The 23136-nt window shown below is 35.8% G+C and carries 18 protein-coding genes and 1 tRNA gene; 9 read left to right on the top strand and 10 right to left on the bottom strand.

What is annotated here, in order from left to right; translation table 11 throughout:
* Positions 1-267: 267 nt before the first annotated feature.
* From DLK05_RS11675 to gdhA, 3 genes are all read right to left on the bottom strand, one after another.
* Positions 268-762, bottom strand: coding sequence for a DUF2059 domain-containing protein (locus DLK05_RS11675; RefSeq protein WP_127344182.1), 495 nt, complete (start codon positions 760-762; stop codon positions 268-270).
* 92 nt (positions 763-854) lie between these two features.
* Positions 855-1760, bottom strand: a complete 906-nt coding sequence (locus tag DLK05_RS11670; RefSeq protein WP_127344181.1) for a CPBP family intramembrane glutamic endopeptidase — start codon at positions 1758-1760, stop codon at positions 855-857.
* Positions 1761-1874: 114 nt separating this feature from the next.
* Positions 1875-3230 carry an NADP-specific glutamate dehydrogenase gene (gdhA, locus tag DLK05_RS11665; RefSeq protein WP_209319850.1) on the bottom strand — a complete coding sequence of 452 codons (1356 nt, stop codon included), beginning with the start codon at positions 3228-3230 and terminating at the stop codon, positions 1875-1877.
* A gap of 223 nt (positions 3231-3453) precedes the next feature.
* On the opposite strand from gdhA, the gene DLK05_RS11660 reads away from it, so the two are divergent.
* Positions 3454-6912: a DUF5752 family protein gene (locus tag DLK05_RS11660; RefSeq protein WP_235831994.1), complete on the top strand. Its 3459-nt coding sequence runs from the start codon at positions 3454-3456 to the stop codon at positions 6910-6912.
* Positions 6913-7013: 101 nt separating this feature from the next.
* Here the strand turns inward: DLK05_RS11660 and DLK05_RS11655 are convergent.
* Positions 7014-7087 (bottom strand) — tRNA-Ile (locus DLK05_RS11655).
* Positions 7088-7187: 100 nt separating this feature from the next.
* Here DLK05_RS11655 and DLK05_RS11650 point away from each other — a divergent pair.
* Positions 7188-7817, top strand: coding sequence for an HAD family hydrolase (locus tag DLK05_RS11650; protein WP_127344180.1), 630 nt, complete (start codon positions 7188-7190; stop codon positions 7815-7817).
* A 3-nt stretch (positions 7818-7820) separates the two neighbouring features.
* Here DLK05_RS11650 and DLK05_RS11645 read toward each other — a convergent pair whose 3' ends face one another.
* Complete coding sequence (locus DLK05_RS11645; RefSeq protein ID WP_127344179.1) at positions 7821-8606, bottom strand: T9SS type A sorting domain-containing protein; 786 nt, start codon at positions 8604-8606, stop codon at positions 7821-7823.
* A 75-nt stretch (positions 8607-8681) separates the two neighbouring features.
* Positions 8682-10643, bottom strand: coding sequence for a (E)-4-hydroxy-3-methylbut-2-enyl-diphosphate synthase (gene ispG / locus DLK05_RS11640; protein WP_127344178.1), 1962 nt, complete (start codon positions 10641-10643; stop codon positions 8682-8684).
* 138 nt (positions 10644-10781) lie between these two features.
* Here ispG and gldA point away from each other — a divergent pair, with 138 nt between their 5' ends.
* The 3 genes from gldA (at position 10782) to DLK05_RS11625 (ending at position 13921) form a co-directional block, all read left to right on the top strand.
* A complete protein-coding gene (gene gldA, locus DLK05_RS11635) occupies positions 10782-11684 on the top strand; it encodes a gliding motility-associated ABC transporter ATP-binding subunit GldA (RefSeq protein WP_127344177.1) in 903 nt (300 codons plus the stop codon).
* Between the two features lie 374 nt (positions 11685-12058).
* Positions 12059-13315, top strand: coding sequence for a methionine adenosyltransferase (metK, locus tag DLK05_RS11630; protein WP_127344176.1), 1257 nt, complete (start codon positions 12059-12061; stop codon positions 13313-13315).
* 294 nt (positions 13316-13609) lie between these two features.
* Complete coding sequence (locus tag DLK05_RS11625) at positions 13610-13921, top strand: hypothetical protein (RefSeq protein WP_127344175.1); 312 nt, start codon at positions 13610-13612, stop codon at positions 13919-13921.
* 29 nt (positions 13922-13950) lie between these two features.
* Here DLK05_RS11625 and DLK05_RS11620 read toward each other — a convergent pair whose 3' ends face one another.
* A complete protein-coding gene (locus DLK05_RS11620; protein WP_127344174.1) occupies positions 13951-14979 on the bottom strand; it encodes an NAD-dependent epimerase/dehydratase family protein in 1029 nt (342 codons plus the stop codon).
* A gap of 45 nt (positions 14980-15024) precedes the next feature.
* Complete coding sequence (locus tag DLK05_RS11615; RefSeq protein WP_127344173.1) at positions 15025-15435, bottom strand: OsmC family protein; 411 nt, start codon at positions 15433-15435, stop codon at positions 15025-15027.
* A 945-nt stretch (positions 15436-16380) separates the two neighbouring features.
* Here DLK05_RS11615 and DLK05_RS11610 point away from each other — a divergent pair.
* From DLK05_RS11610 to DLK05_RS11595, 4 genes are all read left to right on the top strand, one after another.
* Positions 16381-16584, top strand: coding sequence for a hypothetical protein (locus tag DLK05_RS11610; RefSeq protein ID WP_127344172.1), 204 nt, complete (start codon positions 16381-16383; stop codon positions 16582-16584).
* Between the two features lie 319 nt (positions 16585-16903).
* Positions 16904-20344: an isoleucine--tRNA ligase gene (gene ileS / locus DLK05_RS11605; protein ID WP_127344171.1), complete on the top strand. Its 3441-nt coding sequence runs from the start codon at positions 16904-16906 to the stop codon at positions 20342-20344.
* A 35-nt stretch (positions 20345-20379) separates the two neighbouring features.
* Complete coding sequence (locus DLK05_RS11600; RefSeq protein ID WP_127344170.1) at positions 20380-20757, top strand: TraR/DksA family transcriptional regulator; 378 nt, start codon at positions 20380-20382, stop codon at positions 20755-20757.
* A 124-nt stretch (positions 20758-20881) separates the two neighbouring features.
* Positions 20882-21490 (top strand): lipoprotein signal peptidase, encoded by a 609-nt coding sequence (locus DLK05_RS11595; protein WP_127344169.1) that lies wholly within the window; start codon positions 20882-20884, stop codon positions 21488-21490.
* A gap of 41 nt (positions 21491-21531) precedes the next feature.
* Here DLK05_RS11595 and DLK05_RS11590 read toward each other — a convergent pair whose 3' ends face one another.
* A complete protein-coding gene (locus DLK05_RS11590) occupies positions 21532-21918 on the bottom strand; it encodes a hypothetical protein (RefSeq protein ID WP_127344168.1) in 387 nt (128 codons plus the stop codon).
* 289 nt (positions 21919-22207) lie between these two features.
* On the bottom strand, positions 22208-23071 hold the full coding sequence (locus DLK05_RS11585; protein ID WP_127344167.1) for a Cbp1 family collagen-binding glycoprotein adhesin: 864 nt from the start codon (positions 23069-23071) through the stop codon (positions 22208-22210).
* Positions 23072-23136 lie beyond the last annotated feature (65 nt).

Raw genomic sequence — 23136 nt, 5'->3', positions numbered from 1 at the left:
AATAACTCCAAAAAGTACAAATTATTAATAGCTTAGGAAATGATTTTATTCAGGTTTAAATAATTGAAATATATTTATTGTTTGAAAATATAGGTGTTGGATTTAAAGGGATGGATAAGCTTACCGATTCATTAAATTTCAATTGAAAATAATGTTTAGACTTTTTTTAAAACGAGAAAATAATTTAAAGTAGGATTCTATTTCGTAAGTGTCGTATCGGTTTAAATAAACCGGAGCTTATTTTGTTTGATAAGGTATTTTTAACACTTACTCAGCAGGAATAAATGGCAGCCTGATTTTATATCCTTTATTTTCGATATCCGCTTTTATTTTCTTGCCTATGCTTTCTCCCCAGATCATTCCAGCTTGCATACTCTCTGTAGTGATAGTCGGTATTTTATTAGCAATTCTTTTTCCAGCATCCGATTCGTAAAATTTAATCATTGCTAAAATATCATCATGACTTAAGTTTTTCTGATAAATGGGAATCAGCATTTTTACTAGCTGATCGATAGAAGTATTCAAAAATTCGAATTCAGCTTTTTGCCAATATTCATTAGGAACATTGGAATCCTGGCTTTTAAAATGAAGGATAATTGCTTGTACAGTTTGTTTGTAACTGGCCTGTGAGCCATTAATTTCAAATAAATGCAATACATCTTTTGCATACTCTTCGCCATTGTCGTTTTGTACGGCATAAGAGGAAATAGATATTAAAACCAATAATAATAGTGTGCCTAGATTCTTACTTTTGAATTTCATTGTTTCGTGATTTGATTGAATAAACAGTATAAATTTAATAGGTTAATTTTAACGGATCAAGAGTTTGGTCAGAATTCTGTTTCCTGTTTTTTTTATTGCCGACTTTGCAGATCCTGGACAGAAATAATGTCCTTTTTTTTATAAATCCACCAAAAAATAAAAATGGCAATGCTACATAGTAAGCTTGCAAGAATAGATCCTTCCATCCCAAATTTTCCGCCGGTAAGAATTTCATTTCCACTGATAGTTTGAGAAATGAGTGAGGAAGTAGTAGTTCCACTTACCTCGTATCCAAAAATCGGGCCTTGAAAAAAGTTCCAGCTGAAATGCAAAGCAATCGGAAACCAAAGGTTTTTTGTGAAAATGTAGGTGATTCCCAAAAGTAATCCGGCAAGGAATATATTGAGTAAACCCACAAAGGATATATTTGGATTGAAAAGGTGCAATGACATGAATACTAAGGAGGAAAGTACTAGAGCCAAATATCTGTTCATAGAATACATGAAATTACGCAGAATATAACCTCTTACGATTATTTCTTCGTTTAGGGCTACTAATAAAAAAAGCAAAATAGACACCAGAAAGGATAGTGAATGAAATTCAATATTATCAATCACCAGATTTTTGTTTGCTAGTAGGAATAAGGTTCCAATAAACATCAATAGAAATCCTGTAAGTAATCCCAGAAGAATATTCTTCTTTTGTTTTTTAATCGAAAAACCAAGCTTAATCATTTTTTCGCGATCGATGAACCGGGTAAAAATCCAAACAATTAAAATTGTTCCTAGAGTTGTAAAAGTCTCTATAATTAAAAAACCAAAATCCGAATTAATACTTTGGTTTTGAAATATTTCCAAAGGATTAGTTTCGGACATAAAGTCCCAGATTAATACACCTAGAGTTTGGAAAATAGCCATGAATATAAAAAAAGGTATTAGAATTAATAGGGCACGTAGCCATCCTTTCTTTATAGTTGGATTAGGGATTGTAGGATTCATAGGAGAGGTTTTGGTTAGAAAAGCAATAAAGATAATAAAATCAATAATAATTTTATATAAAACACAAAAAAGGTTGCTCCCAAAGGAAGCAACCCAAAAATTGTGTGATTGGTTTTAAACAATGCCCTGTGCTAACATGGCATTAGCTACTTTCACAAAGCCACCAATATTGGCACCATTTACATAATTAACAAATCCATTAGAAGTCTTTCCATATTTTAAACAAGTTTGATGAATATCCTTCATAATACGTTTCAAATGATTGTCAACTTCTTCCCTTGTCCAGCTGAGTCGCATCGCATTTTGCGACATTTCTAATCCGGAAACTGCAACGCCACCAGCATTTGCAGCTTTACCTGGTCCAAAAAGGATTTCATTATTAAGATACATTTCAATGGCCCCTGGTGTGGATGGCATATTTGCTCCTTCGGATACACAAATACATCCATTCTGGATTAATGTTTTTGCTGCTTTCTCATCAATCTCGTTTTGGGTAGCACTTGGTAAGGCAACATCGCATTTCACACCCCAAGGTTTCTCATTTGGATAGTATCCAACTTTATATTTTTTTGCATACTCTTCAATACGACCACGTTTCACATTTTTTAATCGCATTACATAGGCAAGTTTTTCTTCATCGATACCATCTGGATCGTAAATGAAACCAGAGGAATCGGATAAAGTAACAACCTTACCTCCTAATTCAGTTACTTTTTCAACCGTAAATTGAGCCACATTCCCCGAACCGGAAACAACAACGGTCTTGCCTTTTAAACTATCTCCTTTAGTTGCAAGCATTTCCTGGGCAAAATATACATTTCCATAACCGGTAGCTTCCGGACGAATCAAACTTCCGCCCCATTCGGCACCTTTACCAGTTAGAACACCCGTGAATTCGTTTCTTAAACGTTTGTACTGGCCAAATAAATAGCCAATTTCACGTCCGCCTACACCTATATCTCCAGCAGGAACATCAGTATTAGGACCAATGTGTTTGCACAACTCGGTCATAAAACTTTGACAGAATCGCATCACCTCTCCATCTGATTTTTGTTTTGGATCAAAATCGGATCCCCCTTTACCACCTCCCATTGGTAAGGTGGTTAAACTGTTCTTAAATACTTGTTCAAAAGCCAAAAATTTAAGAATACCAAGGTTTACGGTTGGGTGAAAACGAAGTCCCCCTTTGCAAGGACCAATTGCGCTATTCATTTGAATTCTGTAGCCACGGTTTACTTGAATTTCCCCTCGATCATCCACCCATGGAACCCTAAAAATCAGGATTCTTTCTGGCTCAGAAATACGTTCCAGAATTTTAGCGGTTTTGTACTTGGGATTTTCTTCCAAAAATGGAAGCAGAGATTCCACTACTTCATGAACTGCCTGATGGAATTCAATTTCACCTGGAGTTCTACTAATCAATTTGTCCATAAATTCCTTACTTGAAGGAGCTTTTAACATGGTAGTCATGGTAAAAAATTGTTTAAGTTAGACATGATTTTTTATAGGTGTTTCTAGCGAGTTGTATTTTGGAGAACAACTCACTGAATTAAAGGTATGAAAGAAATCATTTAAGGTCAAGCTGTTAGGTTTCGTTTAATTTTTCTAAATTTAGAAGAGCCTACAAATAGGAGCGGATAGAACAAATTGAGGCCTTTATTTTTATTGTATCTATTTAAGAACCCCAATATTTATGAAATCAGAATTTGATAAACCCCACGAGATTAATAGGATAATTGCTGAAAATATCGAAAGATTAAAAGAATTGGCTGCAATTAATCAAACTACTAATATTATTAAAGAAGGGAAATCAATAGAGGATACCCTGCAACAAATTTGTTTTATCCTTCCAAAGGCCTGGCAGTATCCTGAATTTACAGCAGCCAGGATAATATTTGGTGGAGAAGAGTATCTCAGCTCGGGATTTCGTTTGTCTCAATGGACAATGACAAAAGAGTTTATGACTTTTGACGGCAGAAGTGGAAGGATTGAGGTGAGCTATATGAAGAAATTTCCAACTCTGGATGAAGGTCCTTTTCTTAAGGAGGAAAGACATTTGATTGAAAATATTGCGAGTATTATTGTTGGATATATCAATAGCGAAACGGGTAAAGATTTACTTACTAAAACCATAAAGAAAGATCCGGTAAAGAAAGAAATTATTGGACCTTACGTTCCGGTAACAAACAGGAAACTCTTACAGAATTTCTTAAATAAAAATAATGCTGATAGGGATATTTACCATGACTTGATGCCTTTTAAGGTAAAGGAGATTTTATTGGTGGCGAATTTATATGATGCATATTGTATTGAAAGGGAAGGTAAATTTTCCGAGCAAATTTCCAGCGAATATCATCAGCTGAATTTGACTTCAATGCCTCGGGTGACAGGTGTTTCTACACTCGAAGAGACAATGGAACAATTGCACAGTAAACACTTTGATATGATTATTTTAATGGTTGGAGTGGATAAGAAGACTCCTATCAATCTAAGTGAAAAAATCAAAAATATATTCCCGTATATATCCATTTTCTTACTCCTAAATAATGATGCCGATATTGCCTTGTTTGAAGAACAGAGGGCGGAGCTTACAAGTGTAGATAAGCTATTTGTTTGGAATGGAGAATCACAGGTGTTTTTTGCCATGATAAAGAGTTTGGAAGATAAGGTTAACGTGGAGAATGATACTAAAATAGGTCTTTCCAGAGTTATTCTACTTGTGGAGGATTCTGCTAAATATTATTCCAGATACATGCCTCTCCTCTACCAGAGTGTTTTAGCACAAACACAGCGCATTATCAGAGATGTGAGTACCGATGAGCAATATAAAATTCTAAGACTACGAGGAAGACCTAAGATTTTATTGGCTTCGAATTATGAGGAGGCTATGAATATCTATTATTCCTACCGGGAGTTTCTTTTGTGTTTGATCTCGGATGTGAAATTCAAAAAAGATGGAATTCTGAATGAGGATGCTGGTATTAACCTGGTGCAGGAAATTAAAGCAGAATATCCTAATCTTCCGGTAATATTGCAATCTGCGGATGTAAGCAATGCTGCTTACGCTTTTAAATTGAAATGTAGTTTTATCAATAAAAATTCGGAGACACTTCGTCACGATATTCGGCTTTTTATTCGTCAGTTTTTGGGATTTGGTGATTTTATTTATAAAGATGCCGATGGCAATGAAATTGCAACAGCCAAGTCTCTAAAGGAGTTTGAGGAATACTTATATCATATCCCGGCAGAGTCGTTGTTATATCATGCAAAAAAAAATCATTTCTCGCTTTGGCTGATGGCACGAGGTGAAATTAGGGTGGCTAAAATGATTGCGCCCTATAATATTACTGATTTTAAATCAGCAGAGGATGTTCGTGACTATCTGATAAATGTAATTCAGAATTACCGTAACGAAAAGAATAAAGGAAAAGTGGTGGAGTTTAACTCCGACCAAGTATTCAACTCGAATAATATTGTCACTTTATCTACCGGCTCTCTGGGAGGTAAAGGTCGGGGACTCGCTTTTATTAATTCCATACTTTTTAATCTTGATTTAAGCAGATATGTTGCGGATATTAATATCAAAGCTCCAATGACAGCGGTAATTGGAGTTGATGAATATGTTTCCTTCTTAGATAGAAATGATTTGCTTGATCGTACAAAAGATGTGTTGGATTACAGGGAAATTCAGCAAATGTTTTTGGCTTCGGAGCTTACGCAGCGCCTTGTTCAAAAAATCAGAATATTATTAATGAATTTTGATCAGCCTTTGGCAATTCGATCCTCGGGTTTGTTTGAAGATTCCCTTCTTCAGCCTGTTGCCGGTGTTTTTCAAACTTATTTGCTCCCCAATAATCACCCTGATCTAAATAAACGAGTGAAACAGGTAACCGATGCTGTTAAATTGGTTTATGCATCCATATTTTCCGAAGAGTCCAGAGCTAATGTTCAGGCTTCAAACTATAAAATAGAGGAGGAGAAGATGGCTGTGGTTGTACAGGAAGTTGTTGGGAACAAATACGATAAAACATTCTATCCACATATCTCAGGAGTCGCTCAATCTTATAATTATTATCCTTTTGGTCATATGAAGCCAGATGAAGGATATGCAGTTATTGCCGTTGGATTGGGTAAATATGTTGTTGATGGCGAAAAGGCATTTCGATTTTCTCCAGTCTTTCCAACCATCGAAAATAATACGCCAAAAGATCAGTTTAAGAACTCACAAGTTGAATTTTATGCTGTAGATCTGGATAAACAGGATATTGATTTACTGGAAGGTGAAACCGCAGGCCTTATTCGTTTAGATATTGATGAAGCTGAATTGCATGGTAATTTAAAGCATTGTGCTTCTGTTTATAATGCGATTAATGATACAATCAATCCTGGATTAGATTCGGTCGGTCCGCGAATTGTTAATTTTGCGAATATATTGAAGTACAATTACATTCCATTGGCAAAAACGATCGAAGTGGTTCTCGATATTGTGAAAGAAGCCATGGGTTCTCCAATTGAGATTGAATTTGCTGTTGATTTGAAAAAAGATAAATCAGGGAAATCATCCTTCTATCTTCTGCAAATTAAACCTCTGATTGGAAATATAGATTCCTACCACGTGGATATGAATGAGGTTGATAAAGATCGTTTGATGATGGTTTCCGAGACAAGTATGGGGAATGGTTTGGTTGAAGATGTAGTAGATGTGATTTATGTAGTTCCGGAACTTTTTCAAAAAGATATGACAATAGAGGTTGCATCTATTGTTTCCACTATCAACGAGAAAATGAGATACCAGAATAAAAGATATGTACTAATTGGCCCGGGTAGATGGGGTACTCGAGACCGTTGGATTGGTATTCCGGTGAAATGGAATGATATTTCAAGCGCTAAGCTTATTGTAGAAACAAGTCTTGAAGATTATCCCTTGGAAGCTTCTTCCGGTTCGCATTTTTTCCATAATGTCACTTCCATGAATATTGGTTACTGCTCTATTTTTCATCACTCTGATACTTCATTGGTTGATTATGAGTTGTTAGAAAGACAAGAGTTGATTGCTGAATATGGCGCAGTACGTCACGTTCGGTTTCGTAAAGGATTAACTATTAAAATGGATGGGAGGAAAAGGCTGGCTGTTGTTACTTGGAATGGTTAAAACAAGCTTCTAATTTGATCCAAAACTACTTAATTTTGAATCGGGCTTATTTCCAAAAAGCAAAAAACACTCAATCAACAGATTGAGTGTTTTTTTGGGGGTGGGCCCACATGGGCTTGAACCATGGACCCCCTGATTATGAGTCAGGTGCTCTAACCAGCTGAGCTATAGGCCCTCGAAAAACTTATAAAATAAAAACAACGCTTTATCTTTGTTTTCGGAGTGCAATATTACATATTTGTGTTGAATAATTCAATAAATGAAAGCAAAAATTTATGCAAAAATATAATACGATTCCTAATTTAATCTTTGATTTTGGGGGTGTACTGCTGAATATCAATCCTCAACGCGCTGTGGATAGTTTTAAAAAAATTGGTTTAACCGATACCGAATTAGTGAAAAAAGAATACCAGCACAATGGATTATTTGATTTGTTGGAAAAAGGATTCCTTACACCGGCTCAATTTCGATCGGAATTAAGAAAATATATTTCCCGGACAGTTACTGATCAAGAAATTGATGAAGCTTGGAATTCTATGCTTTTGGATTTGCCTTGGGAGCGATTAAATCTATTAAGTCATTTGAGGAAAAATCATCGTGTATTTTTACTGAGTAATACGAATGCGATTCATTGGGAAGCTTATACAAGTAAGATTAAAAATGTTCATGGGGTTCAACTTTCTTCTTTTTTTGAAAAAGACTACTATTCACATCAAATGGGATTGAGAAAGCCTGATACAAAAATATACACCACCGTGCTGGAAATGGAAGGCCTGAAAGCCTCAGAAACCTTATTTATAGATGATGTATTGGTAAATGTTAAAGCTGCTCAATCGGTAGGAATGAAAATACATCATCTTAATTTGGAAAAAGGAGAAAGTATTTTGGATTTGTTTAAGAATTAGGAATTATTTCTTGTGAAAACTTCCCATCGTATTGTCGTAATTAATGTAATACAACCCTGATTGCAGACCTTTTAGATTTATTTTATCGCTGAAACCTTTAAAAACAATATTCCCATAATTATCATAAATTTCATAAAGCGTAGAATCGGTGAAAAGCAGTTCATCTTTAACTTTTAAGGGACCAAAATGTATGTTGGCTGCTTTGGATTGATAATGAATTTCAGAAGAATATTTAGGTATTCCAGTATAATCGGTTTGTGCTAAACGGAAAGTGTTTTTGCCGGTGTGTGGGCGAACATTTAGCTGATATTTGTTAATAGTTGGTGCACCCTTCCCCTCTACTATACCAACAGTAATCCATTTGTTCCATCTGAATTGCTGAATTTCATACGGTAGAGAACCTAATTCTCCTCTTGTAGTCCATTCCAAAATGCCCTTTTTGTTCACCGTGGCACTTTGTAGTACAAATGATGCTTTTGCCTCTATTACTTCCGGATTAATTATTTTAGGCAGACACCCGTTTTTGAAACGAAGTACAATATTTATCTTTTCACCCAAATCAAAATGAAAAGCATTTAAATCAATTTCAAAAGCACTACTGTTGATTTCATCGGATGTAGTTTGCCCATTTATAGTAACTTCATATACACAATAGCCAATCCCTGAATCCGCAAATGGGTTCATTACGTAGAGATTTTTCCCAAGAAAAATTCCGCTCATTTCGAGTTTTTCACCTTGAGCAAAAGTTGTTAGGAACAAGAAAAATATTAGTGCAAATTTTTTCTTCACTACTTGCTTTTAAATTGATAGCTTCTATTATGCAAGATATAAAACTATGTCTAATCTTAAAATGCAATGGACAAATTAATTTGTTTTATTTTCAATCCAATCTCCGTTTATTTTAATGACCTCCATAAGCTCTTGAATTGCATTTTCACTGGGAATATTTTTTTTAATCACCTCATGGCCTTTATAAATAGAAATTTTCCCTGGTCCTGCTCCTACATAGCCGTAATCTACATCGCCCATCTCGCCGGGACCATTAACGATGCAACCCATCACGCCAATTTTTAGGTGAGTAAGATGTGCGAATTGTTTTTTTACTTCTGCAACTACATCCTGCAACTGAAAAAGGGTTCTTCCACATCCCGGACAGGATACAAATTCTGTTTTACTGGTTCGAACACGGGCTGCCTGCAAGATTCCAAAAGCCGTGGAGATAATTTCCATAGCTGGCAAATAACCATGATTGCTAAGACAAATGCCATTTCCAAAACCATCAAAAAATAAACTACCCAAGTCACTTGCAGCTTTTAATTGGAAATCCTCTAAAATATCATCCGTAAAGGAGCGTTTGAAAACGAGGGGAGCATCGCATTTATTTTGAATCAAACTATATGCAAACGCCCGCTGTTCGGCAAAGGCATTTTGATGGTTTGAATTGCATATTAATACCACCTTTGGATTTTCCTTTACTTTAGTAAGGAAAGCCTCGCTCAGATCAGTATAAGTGCATTCTACAAAATGAATGGGACTATAATTCCCCGAAAGGTCATCATGCAGAAATTCTGCTGCCTGAAATAATGGATAAGTGTTTTCACTATATTGATTTGCTAATTCCCAGCAATCCTGATCTACGATGATTCCCAGATCTTCTGGATAATCAGCAAAAATTGGATCGCATCCGTTCACGTATATAAAATCTGCTGCCAGCTTATCTTTTTTCCATTCAATTTTATCAGGATCTAAAATATAACCTGCTTTCACCGGCAAATCCGTTAGCAAATATTTTTCATGACTGAGATCTGCAATTACAACCGGCACTTTTGGACTACCAATATTTTTCACCAAAGTGGTACTACGCTTGTAAAAATCCAGAAGATTGATTTCTGCTTTTTCAGGAGCAGTAATGAGGGGATGATTTTGTTTGTGGGAAATATAATCAACTAATTTTTGACCAACAGGAGATTCAATTTCAGGATTTTCTGTAAGTGATATTCTTACCGTATCCCCAATACCATCGTTTAACAGAGCTCCGGTTCCTACGGCTGATTTAATTCTTCCATCCTCTCCTTCTCCGGCTTCGGTAACTCCTAAATGCAAAGGATAATGCATATTTTCTTTCTCCATCTCGCAGACCAGTAGGCGGACAGTTTTCACCATCATTACCGTGTTGCTGGACTTAATGGAAATGGCTACATCCGAAAAATTCTCCTCCTTGCAAATACGCAAAAATTCTAAAGTGGCTTCCACCATTCCATGTGGTGTATCTCCATATCTACTCATTATTCGGTCGGATAAAGAACCATGGTTGGTACCGATGCGAAGTGCTGTGCTATTTTCCTTACAAATGCGAAGTAGTGGCACAAAATTATCTTTTATCTTTTGCAGATCTTCCTGGTATTTAATATCCCCGTAACTGTGATCTTTAAAATCTGCTCTTTTATCCACAAAATTACCGGGATTGATTCTCACTTTATCAGCATATTTTGCTGCAATAAAAGCAGCTTTGGTATTAAAATGAATATCCGCAACCAAGGGTGTTTCAAATCCTTTCTTTACTAGAGCTTCCTTGATAAATTTTAAGTTTTCGGCTTCTTTTGTTCCTTGTGTGGTAAGTCGCACATAGGCTGCACCGGATTCAATCATTCGGATGGATTGTTGAACACTGGTTTCAATGTCGTTCGTGTCTGTATTTGTCATTGATTGAACACGAATGGGATGTTTTGCGCCTAAGGGAGTATTTCCCACTTTACATTCGCTTGAATTACGGCGAGTATATTGGAAGATATTTTTACAAAAATTGTTATGCTGTGAAGAATTCATTTTCTTTCAATTTGAATTGAATTGCAAAGGTAAGTGATAAAATTTATAAATTTGGTAGTTCGTTTATGCTTAGCAGGTCTTTAGAAAGTGCCGGGCTTGCTGTTTATCCGGTAATATTGCATCTCAAATAATAAAATCATGTCGATTAAAGTTCAGGAAGTTAGCAAACATTATGGAGCTCAAAAAGCTCTTGATAGGGTGAGTTTTGAAATCAATGAGGGGGAGATTGTTGGCTTTTTGGGACCAAACGGAGCGGGTAAATCTACCATGATGAAAATTATTACTGGCTATATTCCACAAAGTTCCGGCGTTGTGGAAGTAAATGGCTTGAATATCGAAGTGCATTCTTTGGAAATCCGTAAACAAATCGGTTATCTGCCCGAGCATAATCCTTTGTATCCCGAGATGTATATAAAAGAATATCTGGAGCATGTGGCAGCTATCTATAAATTAGGAAAGGGCAAAAAGAGTAGAATTGCAGAGATGATCAACAGAACCGGTTTGGAATCGGAACAGCATAAAAAAATTGGAGCACTATCAAAAGGATATCGTCAGCGGGTAGGTATTGCTCAGGCTTTAATTCACGATCCCAAAGTATTGATACTCGATGAACCAACTACAGGATTAGATCCCAATCAATTGGTAGAGATTAGAAATTTGATACAGGAAATTGGAAAGGAAAAAACCGTAATGCTTTCTACTCATATCATGCAGGAGGTGGAGGCTTGTTGCGAAAGGGTATTAATTGTAGACAAAGGCAGCTTGGTTGCCGATCGTAAAATGGATTCTTTAAGTTCCAATCTTAATTCGAAGGTTTTTGCGGTGGAGTTTGAGAAGGAGGTGGAGAAAGATTTATTAAAGGATTTGAAAGGAGTACTTCAAATTACCCGTTCGGGATTAAATAAATATGAGATTGTAGCGGCAACAGATATACGGAAAGATATTTTTCAATTCGCCGTAGCAAAAAAATTGGTGATCCTCGAAATGAAATCTCAAACTAAAAATTTAGAAGATATCTTCCATGAATTAACAGCACAATAAAGACTTAGATGTCTTGTATGTATTGGAACTGTCTGTTTTTCAGAATTCATCTCTGGAAAAGTGACAAAAAACAGTTGCTGCGATTTTGTTTCTTTCCAAAATATTACTTTCCTTTGCCCCGAATTAAGTGGAAAGATTTGGCTGCTTGCGACCACAGAAAAAAATGCTAAATGGTGTAATATTGCTTTTCTGCAATTATACAATCATCCATTACTTTCCGATATATTTTTAAATATAAGTACTTGAAGTTCCTTGTGTGCTTGATAGTACTTGAAGTTATAAGTTTTATTTGTTGGAGATACTTTTAGATTATTGTTTTGATACTCTAAATACCTTAAACGATAAGCACTTTAAATATTTTAAACTAAAACATTATGGGATATTTATTCACATCAGAATCCGTTTCTGAAGGACATCCTGACAAGGTTGCTGATCAAATATCAGACGCATTATTGGATAAATTTTTGGCTTTTGATCCGGATTCAAAAGTTGCCTTGGAAACTTTGGTAACTACCGGACAGGTAGTACTTGCCGGTGAGGTGAAAACCAAAACTTATATCGATGCTCAAGAGGTTGCGCGTGGCGTAATCAATCGCATTGGCTATACCAAAAGCGAATATCAATTCGATGGCGCATCCTGCGGGGTATTGTCTGCAATTCACGAGCAATCGGATGATATAAACCGCGGAGTTGATCGTGAAGATCCAATGGCTCAGGGTGCCGGCGATCAGGGAATGATGTTTGGCTATGCCTGCAAGGAAACCGATGATTATATGCCTTTGTCTTTGGAGCTTTCTCATCGTTTATTGATTGAGCTGGCAGCTATTCGCCGGGAAGGTAGAGAGATGACTTATCTTCGTCCCGATTCCAAATCACAGGTTACCATTCAATATGCCGATAATGATACTATCGAAAGAGTGCATACTATTGTGGTTTCGACACAACATGATGATTTTGGTCCAAATGATGTGTTGATGCTGGCAAAAATCAAGAAAGATGTTCGCAATATTTTGATTCCTCGTGTGATTAAACAATTGCCGGAACGCGTACAGGCAATGTTCGATGAGGATTTTATTTTGCATGTAAATCCAACCGGAAAATTTGTGATTGGTGGGCCTCATGGCGATACCGGATTAACGGGGCGTAAAATTATTGTTGATACCTATGGCGGTAAAGGTGCTCATGGTGGTGGTGCTTTCTCGGGTAAAGATCCTTCCAAGGTAGACCGTTCTGCGGCTTATGCCTCTCGCCATATTGCTAAGAATCTTGTAGCGGCAGGTGTTGCTGATGAAATTTTGGTGCAGCTTTCTTATGCTATTGGTGTTGCCGAACCGGTAGGGATTTTTGTAAATACTTACGGTAAATCAAAGGTAAATTTACAAGATGGTCAAATCGCCGATAAAATTAAAGATCTGTTCGATTTACGTCCGGCAGCTATTGAGCAACGCTTGAAATTACGAAATCCTATTTATGAGGAATCTGCTGCCTATGGTCACATGGGTCGTACTCCCAGAACAGTAGTGAAGCATTTCGAATCTCCTTATTTCGAGGATGTAGAAAGAGAAGTAGAATTGTTCACCTGGGAAAAATTAGATTATATCGAGAAATTAAAAGAAGCTTTCCATTTGTAAGCGATTACAAAAACAATAGATATAAGCCATTCCATTTATTTGGAGTGGCTTTTACTTTTTCTCAAGATCACATATAGTATCGAAAAGCAATGAATAATAATAAGAAATTGTAAATAAAGCCTAACAATACAAAATAAAACACCAAAAAAGTAAAGGGAGATAATAATAAAGCAAGGGGAATCACTAATAAAGCAGGGAAAAATACAAAGAAATCAAAATAAAATACTAAAAAAAATAATAAAAATTTGTATTTTGTATTAAACGAACGTGTTTTTAAGCTAAAATTTCATCATAATGATTCCCCAAGAGAAAACTCCAAGACCAATCAATGAATTGATTTTATCAGAAATGAATAAACAGGGACTTAGCGCATCTGATTTGGCTAAAAAATTGCAAATTAGTATGAATTCCATGTATCATATTTTGAAAAGCCCGACTTTGCAGATTCATCGACTTATTGATATTAGCTGGGCATTGCAGTTAAATTTTTTCAAAATTATTGCGGATGAAATCAATATTCAAAATCCACTCGATCCTGAAAAGGAAGCCCTAAAAGTCGAAAACAAAACCTTGAAAGAGGTGATAAAGCTTTTAGGAAAGGAATAGGAAATAAAGCTCGACACTTTCGTGGTGTATTAATTCTTGGCTTCCTTAGCGTGGGATTTTGGGTAATGCTTCGCCATATCGGTAATACTCTGCTCTATTGGGATAAACTCAAAATCCAAGCTGTTTTTTATTTTCTGATTAGTAAAGTATTTCACATTATGAGCAGCTCGCGCAGTTTCCTTCGTAAAGCCGGACTGCTTAAATAGAAATACTTTTTGCAGAGAAGCCAATCTCCAACCAATTTCAGTCATCTTTCTATTGGCATATTTTGTGGGACCGGCAATTCCTAAATACTTTGCGATGGTCTTGAAAATAAATTCATAAGTACAGTCTTCGCTGTTAAGAATAAAGCGTTCATTCACAATGTCACTTTCCATCAATTGAATCATTGTTTTGCTCACATCCCGAACATCAACATAACCGGTAATTCCTTTGGTATAGTATTTTAATCCTTTGGCAACAGTGCTAAAAAGCAAGGAACTCCCCTTGTTCCACTGTCCGGGACCAAGAATCACGGATGGATTTACAATTACAGCATCTAGGCCTTCCTCAATTCCTCTCCATACTTCCAGTTCTGAATTAAATTTACTGATAGAATAGGCCGATCTTTTATCTTCCGGTCTCCATGGTGTGTTTTCGGTAACGGTATTTTCGCCTTCAGCGGGGGTTCCCAATGCAGCTACAGAGCTAACCATGCAAAATTTTCTGATGTTGGCATCCAGACAAGCATTCACCAAATTGCGGGTACCTTTCACATTAATATCCTGCATGCTTTTACGATCTGATTTTCTAAAGGAAACCAGGGCTGCGCAGTGATATACCTCCCCGATTCCGACTAAGGCATCTTCCAAGCTAAAGGAATCGAGCATATCACCATCCAGCCATTCTATCCGATTAAAGAGTTCATCGGGAATTTCTGAATAGTAGCCAAAAGTTTGGCGAACGAGTTGTGTGTTGCTGGTTTTTCTTTTTAAGGCGCGCACTTTTTTCCCTTTCGACACCAAATCGAATAAAAGATGCGATCCTACAAGTCCTGTTCCACCGGTCACTAATATCATAAGAAGAGTGTATTACAATTATGAGGGGATAAAGAGAAACAAATGCTACTTTGCCCAATTTAATTTAATGGTTTGTTTCATGTGATCGTGCAAACTTAATGGCACCGGACTGGTTCCTGCAACGCTTTCGATAATCTCTTTTTCTGCCGAGGTGTATCCTTTGTCAGGAAAATTAAATTCTACCACTACTTCGGCAACTCTCCGAGGATCGCTGGTCATTATTTTGGTGATGTTCAGCTCTGTTCCAACAATATCAATATCATTATCCCGGGCAACAATTCCCATAATGGTCATAATACAGGAGCCTAAAGCGGTAGCAAGCAAATCGGTAGGCGAAAAAGCTTCTCCTTTTCCCTGGTTATCGGTTGGTGCATCGGTAAATATTTTATTTCCCGATTGCAAGTGAATGCATTCTGTTCTTAAATCGCCAAGGTATTTTGATTTTACTGTTGTCATGGTCTTTATGTGTTTTTTAATAGTGATTCATTTATCTATTGGTAATACTAGGTTTATTTTCAAATATAAATAAACCTGATGGAGCTTGTGGTAACAAGAAACAAGCAAGTAAATTTAATCAATAAAATTACACTCGAAAGAACGATTAAATTTTCTTTAGACTAACGAGTAAGCTGAATAAGAAAATTACAAACAGAATAAATACCAGTGCAAAATCTCATTGCTCTAAATAAATGTTCTGGATAATTCCCGACCAAGATTTATTGATACTTGTTACTATTATTGATAGAGAGAGCTTGCAATAGGCTCTCTCCAAATAATTTAAAAGCTATTTCCTGGTTTTTATTGTGGTATCTGTAGATATAAAGTTTTTTTTTATGAAAATAGTTAGCGCTTTTGTCATCCTTTTTATGAATCTGCCTGTTATAATTTAAATTAATAGAAAGAGCATGAAACCAAATGTGTTAAGAGGATTAGTTTACGTAGTTTTTTTTTCTTGTTTTTTGATTTTGTATCAAACGCTTTATGAGGGAAGAATCTTTTCTGTTATATCAGTTGTCCTTGCTGTTTTAGTAGCTGTATTAAGTTGGATCCTCATTCTTTTTCTTGAAAAACGACGCAATCTAAAAAAGAAGCAATAATGAATTAATGTTTTTAAAAGAATGAAAAATCATCATGAAAAAAATAAATCAAAACGTTATTAGAGGGTTTATATTCTTCGCGGTTTACCCGATTGTTCTCATTTCAATGGAGCATTTTGTTTTTCAGGAAGAATTTAATCGTGCGCTAATAATTAGTGCAATTATAGCATCCATATTTACCTGGTTTCTAATTCTTTTTCTTGAAAAATGGCGTAATCGAAAAAAGAAGCAATAATGAATTAATGTCTTTAAAAGAATGAAATATCCTTATTCTCTTGGATAAGGATTTCAAATCAAAATCATCATGAAAAAAATAAAACAAAATATAATTGGAGGGCTTATATTCTCCACGGTTTGCTCGATTGTTTACATTTTAGTGGAGCATTTTGTTTTTCAGGAGGAGTTTAATCGTAAGCTTATAATTGCTGCGATTATAGGATCTACATCTGCCTGGTTCCTAATTCTTTTTCTTGAAAAAAGGAGTAATCAAAAAAAGAAGTATAAGTAATATTTTAATTTTTTTGAGATTGTTTATTGTAGAATTTTAGAAGATGTAGATTCTACAAGATTAAAATTTCAGCTAAATAGAATACCCTAAGCAGAAATGTTTGGGGTCTTTTTTTCTATTTTAACTTTCAAATTATAAGCTAATTTTATCTATTAATTTCGATTTATAAGCGATCTGCAATTTGTCTGGAATTACCCTCATTGACTCACTGATTGAAAAATGTTTATCCCTTTGTAAATGCGATCACTAGGTTCAGCAAGTCTTGTATTTTTTCTATATTTGTAAACTTTTTAGCGAATACAAGATAAAATTAATATAAATGAGCACTAAATTTCCGGAATACAAAAACCTGGATCTTTCACAGATCAATAAGGATATTTTAAAAGAATGGGAAGCAAATAAAACCTTTGAAAAGAGTTTGGAGACTCGCGAAGGTCATCCCGATTTTGTTTTCTATGAGGGACCTCCATCCGCTAATGGAATGCCAGGTATTCACCACGTTATGGCACGTACCCTTAAGGATATTGTGTGCAGATACAAAACACTTAAAGGCTTTCAGGTAAACCGTAAAGCTGGTTGGGATACACATGGATTGCCTGTGGAATTGGGTGTTGAAAAGGAACTGGGAATTACAAAAGAAGACATTGGTAAAAAGATTTCGGTGGATGATTACAACAATGCTTGCCGTACCAATGTGATGAAATATACCCGTGAGTGGGAGGATTTAACTTCCAAAATGGGTTACTGGGTGAATATGGAAAACCCATATATTACCTACGATAATCGTTATATCGAAACGCTTTGGTGGTTGCTGAAGCAGATGTTCGAAAAAGATTTGTTGTATAAAGGTTACACCATACAGCCATTTTCTCCTGCTGCCGGAACGGGATTGTCAACCCACGAGTTAAATCAGCCTGGCTGCTATAAGGATGTAAAAGATACTACGGCGGTTGCTATGTTCAAGATAGCCCGTGAGGAGAAGAGTGAATTCTTGTACGAAGGATTGGATTGTGATGCTTACTTTATCGCATGGACAACCACTCCCTGGACACTTCCATCCAATACTGCTTTGGCAGTTGGCCCTAAAGTGGAATATTATCGTGTTCGCACTTTTAATCCATATACCGGAAAACCATGTGCAGTGGTGCTGGCGAAAGATTTATTCTATAATTTCTTCGATAAAAAATATGAAGGTCTGGAATTGCATGATTATCAACCAGGCGATAAACGTTTAACTTTCAAAATTCTTTCGGAGTGCAAAGGAACGGATTTGGAAGGAATTCGTTACGAGCAGCTGATGCCAATGGTGAAACCGGAAGGTGATGCTTTCCGAGTAATCTTAGGTGATTTTGTAACTACCGAAGATGGTACAGGTATCGTTCATATTGCACCTACTTTTGGTGCTGATGATGATAGGGTTGCGAAAGCTTCCAATATCTCCCCACTCATCCTCCGCGATAAGGAAGGGAAGATGCAACCAATGGTTGATAGAACCGGTAAATTCTTCTTGTTAGAGGATTTGGATGAGGAATTTGTGAAAAATTACGTGAATGTAGAGGCATATAACGAATATGCTGGTCGCTTCGTGAAGAATGCTTACGATGAAAGCCTTACTGATGATAATGCTACTTTAGATATCGACATAGCTGTTGCATTGAAAAAAGGCAATCTGGCATTTAAGGTGGAAAAACATGTTCACAATTATCCTCATTGCTGGAGAACTGATAAGCCTATTCTATATTATCCTTTGGATTCCTGGTTTATTAAATCAACAACCGTACGCGATCGGATGATTGAATTGAATAAAACTATTAACTGGAAACCAAAATCAACTGGTGAAGGTCGTTTTGGAAAATGGTTGGAAAATTTGCAGGATTGGAATCTTTCTCGTTCTCGTTATTGGGGAACTCCTCTACCTATTTGGGTTAGCGAGGATCGTAAGGATATAAAATGTATTGGTTCGGTTGCTGAATTAAAGGCCGAAATTGAAAAATCAATCGAAGCTGGTTTCATGACCGAAAATATTCTGGCAGAGTATGTGGAAGGTGATAACAGTAAAGAGAATTACGAGAAATTCGATTTGCACCGTCCGTATGTCGATAATGTTATTCTGGTTAGTGATTCTGGTAAAAAACTGGTTCGTGAATTAGATTTGATCGATGTTTGGTTTGATTCCGGTTCTATGCCATATGCACAGCAACATTATCCTTTTGAGAACAAGGAGAACTTTGATAAGATGTTCCCTGCTCAATTTATAGCCGAAGGTGTGGATCAAACTCGTGGATGGTTCTTTACCTTGCATGCCATTGCAACTATGGTCTTCGATGGTGTGGCTTTCGAAAATATCATTTCTAATGGTTTGGTATTGGATGCCAAGGGAAACAAGATGTCGAAACGTCTCGGAAATGCCGTGGATCCATTTTCTACAATAGAAAAATATGGATCTGATCCTTTGCGTTGGTATATGATTACAAATGCCCAACCTTGGGATAACTTGAAATTTGATTTGGGGGGAGTGGAAGAAGTTCGTCGTAAATTCTTTGGCACCTTATATAATACCTATAGTTTCTTTCAATTGTATGCAAATATCGATGGCTTTGATTATTCCGAAGCTGATATTACAATGGAAGATCGTCCGGAAATTGATCGTTGGATTCTGTCCTTATTAAATTCTTTAATCAAAGAAGTAGGGGAATGTTACGAATCCTACGAACCAACTCGTGCCGGTAGAGCAATTCAGGAATTTGTTTCTGAAAATCTATCAAACTGGTATGTACGTTTGTCTCGTAAGAGATATTGGGGAGGTGAAAAAACTACTGATAAGGTTTCTGCATATCAAACACTTTATAAATGTTTAGAGACCATTTCTGTTTTGGCTTCGCCAATTGCACCATTTTATATGGATCGCTTATTTAACGATCTGAATTCGGTAACCAATCGATTTACCGAAAATTCTGTTCATTTGCTTGATTTTCCTCAATATGATGGGGAAGTTATCGACAAAGCATTGGAGGAAAGAATGGATATGGCTCAGAAAATATCTTCTATGTCGTTGGGATTACGCCGAAAAGTGAAGATTCGGGTTCGTCAGCCATTAAGCAAGATTATAATTCCTATCCTGGACGAATCGATGGTAGATCAATTGGAAGCAATTAAAAATATTGTTCTTGCCGAGATCAATGTGAAAGAAATGGAATTCATTACGGATACTTCGGGTGTTTTAGTGAAAAAAATTAAGCCAAACTTTAAAACTTTAGGTCCTAAGTATGGCAAGATCATGAAACAAATTGCTGCAGCAATTGCACAGATGAGTCAGGAAGATATCGTTGCATTTGAAAGGGCTGGAAGTTATAGTATTCTTGTAAATGAACAAAACGTTGAGCTTAGTTTGGAAGATGTGGAGATCATTTCAGAAGACATACCTGGTTGGTTAGTTGCCAACGATGGGAAACTTACTGTGGCAATGGACGTAAACATCACCGAAGATTTGCGACAGGAAGGAATTGCTCGTGAGTTTATCAATAGGATTCAAAACTTGAGAAAAGACAGTAATTTTGATGTTACAGACAAGATCAAGCTTGAAATTATGATGCATGAATCAATCAATGATGCTGTGCTTGCTCACAAAGATTACATTGGTAGTCAGACACTAGCAGTTAGCGTAGAATTAGTTGAGAAGCTTGCAGAAAACGAAGCGAAAGCTGTAGAAATTGAACAAGGTATTGAGAGCTTTATTAAGATTGAAAAGGTTAGTGAATAATCGATTTTTTGTTATCTTTAAAAAAAAATGAAATAATGACAGAAAAGAAGCGATATACAGATGAGGATTTGCAGGAATTCAAAGAATTGATTCTAGCAAAACTTACAAAAGCCAAAAAGGATTTTGAAACGTTGAAGGCTGTTATATCTAACAGTTCCGGTAATGATATTGAAGATACTTCCCCAACATTTAAGGTTTTGGAAGAGGGCGCTTCAGTTTTATCAAAAGAAGAAGCTGGTCGATTGGCTCAACGTCAGGCAAAGTTTATTTCTCACTTGGAAGCTGCCTTGATTCGGATAGAAAATAAGACTTATGGTGTTTGCCGTGAAACTGGTAAATTAATCTCCAAGGAGAGACTTCGCGCAGTACCTCATGCTACTTTAAGTATCGAGGCCAAGAATAAACAAGTCTAAATTTAAGCATTAGGATATATAAAATGATTGGAAGATTTTCTTCCAATCATTTTTGTTTAAAATCAGAGGTTTACATTGCTTTGGAAGCAATAAATCTCTCAATAGATAATCAAAAAAACAAGATATGTCTTTATTTAAGAAATCGGTAGCACTTATCACATTGCTTTTGATTTTAGATCAGGCACTAAAAATATGGATTAAAACCCATATGATGCTAGGCGAAGAATTCTCGATATTCGGAAATTGGTTCGTGATCCATTTTATTGAAAATAATGGAATGGCATTTGGAATGGAGTTAGAAGGAGAATGGGGAAAGATTCTGCTTAGCTTATTCCGTATTTTTGCAGTTTGTGGTATCGGATGGTATCTGTATGATATTTGCCTGAAGAAAGCACCTTTAGGATTAATTGTATCTATTGCACTGATTTTTGCCGGTGCAATGGGAAATATTATAGATAGTGCCTTTTATGGATTAGTTTTTAACGATAGCTTCTATCAGGTGGCAACATTCTTACCCAAGGATGGTGGTTACGCAAGTTTTTTACATGGAAAAGTGGTAGATATGCTTTACTTTCCTTTATTAGAAGGTAGATTTCCGGATTGGATGCCAATATGGTCTGGTGAACATTATATATTTTTCCGACCAGTTTTTAATATCGCTGATTCGTATATTACGATAGGAGTTTCCTTTATCCTTTTATTTCAGCGGAGCTATTTTGTGAAAAATAAATAGATTGAAAATATAGTCATAAAAAAAGCCCTTTAGGGCTTTTTTTATGACTTGGTTTGAGCTGCTTTTCTTTTTCGTTGTGCTCTAAAATAATTAATCTGACTTCTAATACTCCAGACACCTCCCATAATAATAAGTAGGAATATCCATTGCTTTCGTCCCCAACCAGTATCCCCCAAAATCCCTTTGGATAACATTACAATGGACATGATAATGAGTAAACTGGTAAGCAATGCAGCTACATGGCCTATTGCGGGATTTTCTTTTCGAATTCCTTGAGTACAGAAATAGAGTATTATTCCGAAAAACATTGGAATGAGCGCTGTAAATTGTGTGTCGCCAATCTCAATATATCTGGAGAAAAACCCAAATATTCCTGCTAAAATCAGAAGTATAGAATACACCTTATTAATTTGATATGCTTCTTTCATGTTTTTTATTTTAATTTAGAACGAATTTAAATACTAAAATACAAAAACTCAGTAACATTCAAAATAAAAGCAAATATTCTAACAATATTAGACTCGGTGGAGGTGTAATAATCGAGCGATGCAATTGTTCTTTTCTATCGTAATAGTTTTAAGCTAATTTTTTTGCTGTCAAGAGGAGATGGATAGCAGTGAAAATCTTACTTACATACTTTAATACTACTAAAAATAAGAAAGGCCATCCCTCCGGACAGCCTTTCTTGGACAACCTTAAAACTCAACCATGAATTGATTATCTTACCGAAACTACCAGATATTTTGAAGATTTCCAGAATTCTGCTGGATCCAATATTGTAATTCCCTCAACCTTATCAACTCCCTCAACCTTATAAGAGTTGCTTGGACGACTTGTTACAAAACTGATCTTCTTACCATTCACTGGAATTGTAGTAGTTTTGGTGATATCAATTTTTTTAAATTCATTCGTATTAAAATCTTTATTTAAAATTGCAGTTTTTCCAATTCCGATAAATCCACCGTCTTTGGTAATTACATGTTTTTCCTGCAATTCTTTGCTGGTTCCGCATACATAGTAACCAGTGTTCAATTCACTAGTTTGTTCTGCAATAACCTTAGTTTTAGTATCATTTTCTGTATTTAATGCTACTACTGTTCCGTTTAGTTCTGTTACAGTGCCATTTAAGTTTTCTACTTCAATGTTAAGCTTTGCAACTTTTTCATTTAATGCAGTTACTTCAGTTTCTTTTGCATCTAACTCAGTTCTTAATCTATCGGTTAGCTTGCGTAATTTAGAATTCTGATACCAGCTATTATTTAATTTCTTTTCAAGATCTGTAATCTTGGTTTTATTTTGTTCCAACAAATTGTTGATGGAAGTCATATCGCTTGCAATTTTTTGTTTCTGAGATTGATTAGGATTTTCAGAATTTACTGCGATAATCGCTTCCTTTTTCTTAATGATATCAAGATTTTCTTCTATTGTATTTAAAGACTCAATAAAATCATTTATTGTTGAATCTTTCTGCTTAGCCATAGAAGTTAGTTGTTGATTTTGCTCTTTTAGTTGCTTTAACTCTTTTTGGTTACAAGACATAAAAAAAGGGACAATCAATAATGCTATAATTATTCGTTTCATAGAGTAATATTTAGAGATTTAGTTTTTGTTCATATTAAGTAAGGGAATATTGTGCCAGAACTAGT

It is taken from the genome of Ancylomarina longa, from assembly GCF_003996985.1.
In the GTDB taxonomy this organism is placed as follows: domain Bacteria; phylum Bacteroidota; class Bacteroidia; order Bacteroidales; family Marinifilaceae; genus Ancylomarina_A; species Ancylomarina_A longa.
Note: the sequence above shows the minus strand (reverse complement) of the source record. Positions and strands in the feature narration are given on the sequence as shown.

Excerpts from the sequence above, each read along its gene's own strand:
- metK (WP_127344176.1), top strand. The coding sequence starts at position 12,059 with ATGGGATATTTATTCACATCAGAATCCGTTTCTGAAGGACATCCTGAC.
- DLK05_RS11615 (WP_127344173.1), bottom strand. The coding sequence starts at position 15,435 with ATGACAACAGTAAAATCAAAATACCTTGGCGATTTAAGAACAGAATGC.
- ispG (WP_127344178.1), bottom strand. The coding sequence starts at position 10,643 with ATGAATTCTTCACAGCATAACAATTTTTGTAAAAATATCTTCCAATAT.
- DLK05_RS11585 (WP_127344167.1), bottom strand. The coding sequence starts at position 23,071 with ATGAAACGAATAATTATAGCATTATTGATTGTCCCTTTTTTTATGTCT.
- DLK05_RS11595 (WP_127344169.1), top strand. The coding sequence starts at position 20,882 with ATGTCTTTATTTAAGAAATCGGTAGCACTTATCACATTGCTTTTGATT.
- DLK05_RS11625 (WP_127344175.1), top strand. The coding sequence starts at position 13,610 with ATGATTCCCCAAGAGAAAACTCCAAGACCAATCAATGAATTGATTTTA.
- ileS (WP_127344171.1), top strand. The coding sequence starts at position 16,904 with ATGAGCACTAAATTTCCGGAATACAAAAACCTGGATCTTTCACAGATC.
- DLK05_RS11660 (WP_235831994.1), top strand. The coding sequence starts at position 3,454 with ATGAAATCAGAATTTGATAAACCCCACGAGATTAATAGGATAATTGCT.
- DLK05_RS11675 (WP_127344182.1), bottom strand. The coding sequence starts at position 762 with ATGAAATTCAAAAGTAAGAATCTAGGCACACTATTATTATTGGTTTTA.
- DLK05_RS11620 (WP_127344174.1), bottom strand. The coding sequence starts at position 14,979 with ATGATATTAGTGACCGGTGGAACAGGACTTGTAGGATCGCATCTTTTA.
- DLK05_RS11670 (WP_127344181.1), bottom strand. The coding sequence starts at position 1,760 with ATGAATCCTACAATCCCTAATCCAACTATAAAGAAAGGATGGCTACGT.
- DLK05_RS11600 (WP_127344170.1), top strand. The coding sequence starts at position 20,380 with ATGACAGAAAAGAAGCGATATACAGATGAGGATTTGCAGGAATTCAAA.
- DLK05_RS11590 (WP_127344168.1), bottom strand. The coding sequence starts at position 21,918 with ATGAAAGAAGCATATCAAATTAATAAGGTGTATTCTATACTTCTGATT.
- DLK05_RS11650 (WP_127344180.1), top strand. The coding sequence starts at position 7,188 with ATGCAAAAATATAATACGATTCCTAATTTAATCTTTGATTTTGGGGGT.
- gldA (WP_127344177.1), top strand. The coding sequence starts at position 10,782 with ATGTCGATTAAAGTTCAGGAAGTTAGCAAACATTATGGAGCTCAAAAA.
- gdhA (WP_209319850.1), bottom strand. The coding sequence starts at position 3,230 with ATGACTACCATGTTAAAAGCTCCTTCAAGTAAGGAATTTATGGACAAA.
- DLK05_RS11610 (WP_127344172.1), top strand. The coding sequence starts at position 16,381 with ATGAAAAAAATAAAACAAAATATAATTGGAGGGCTTATATTCTCCACG.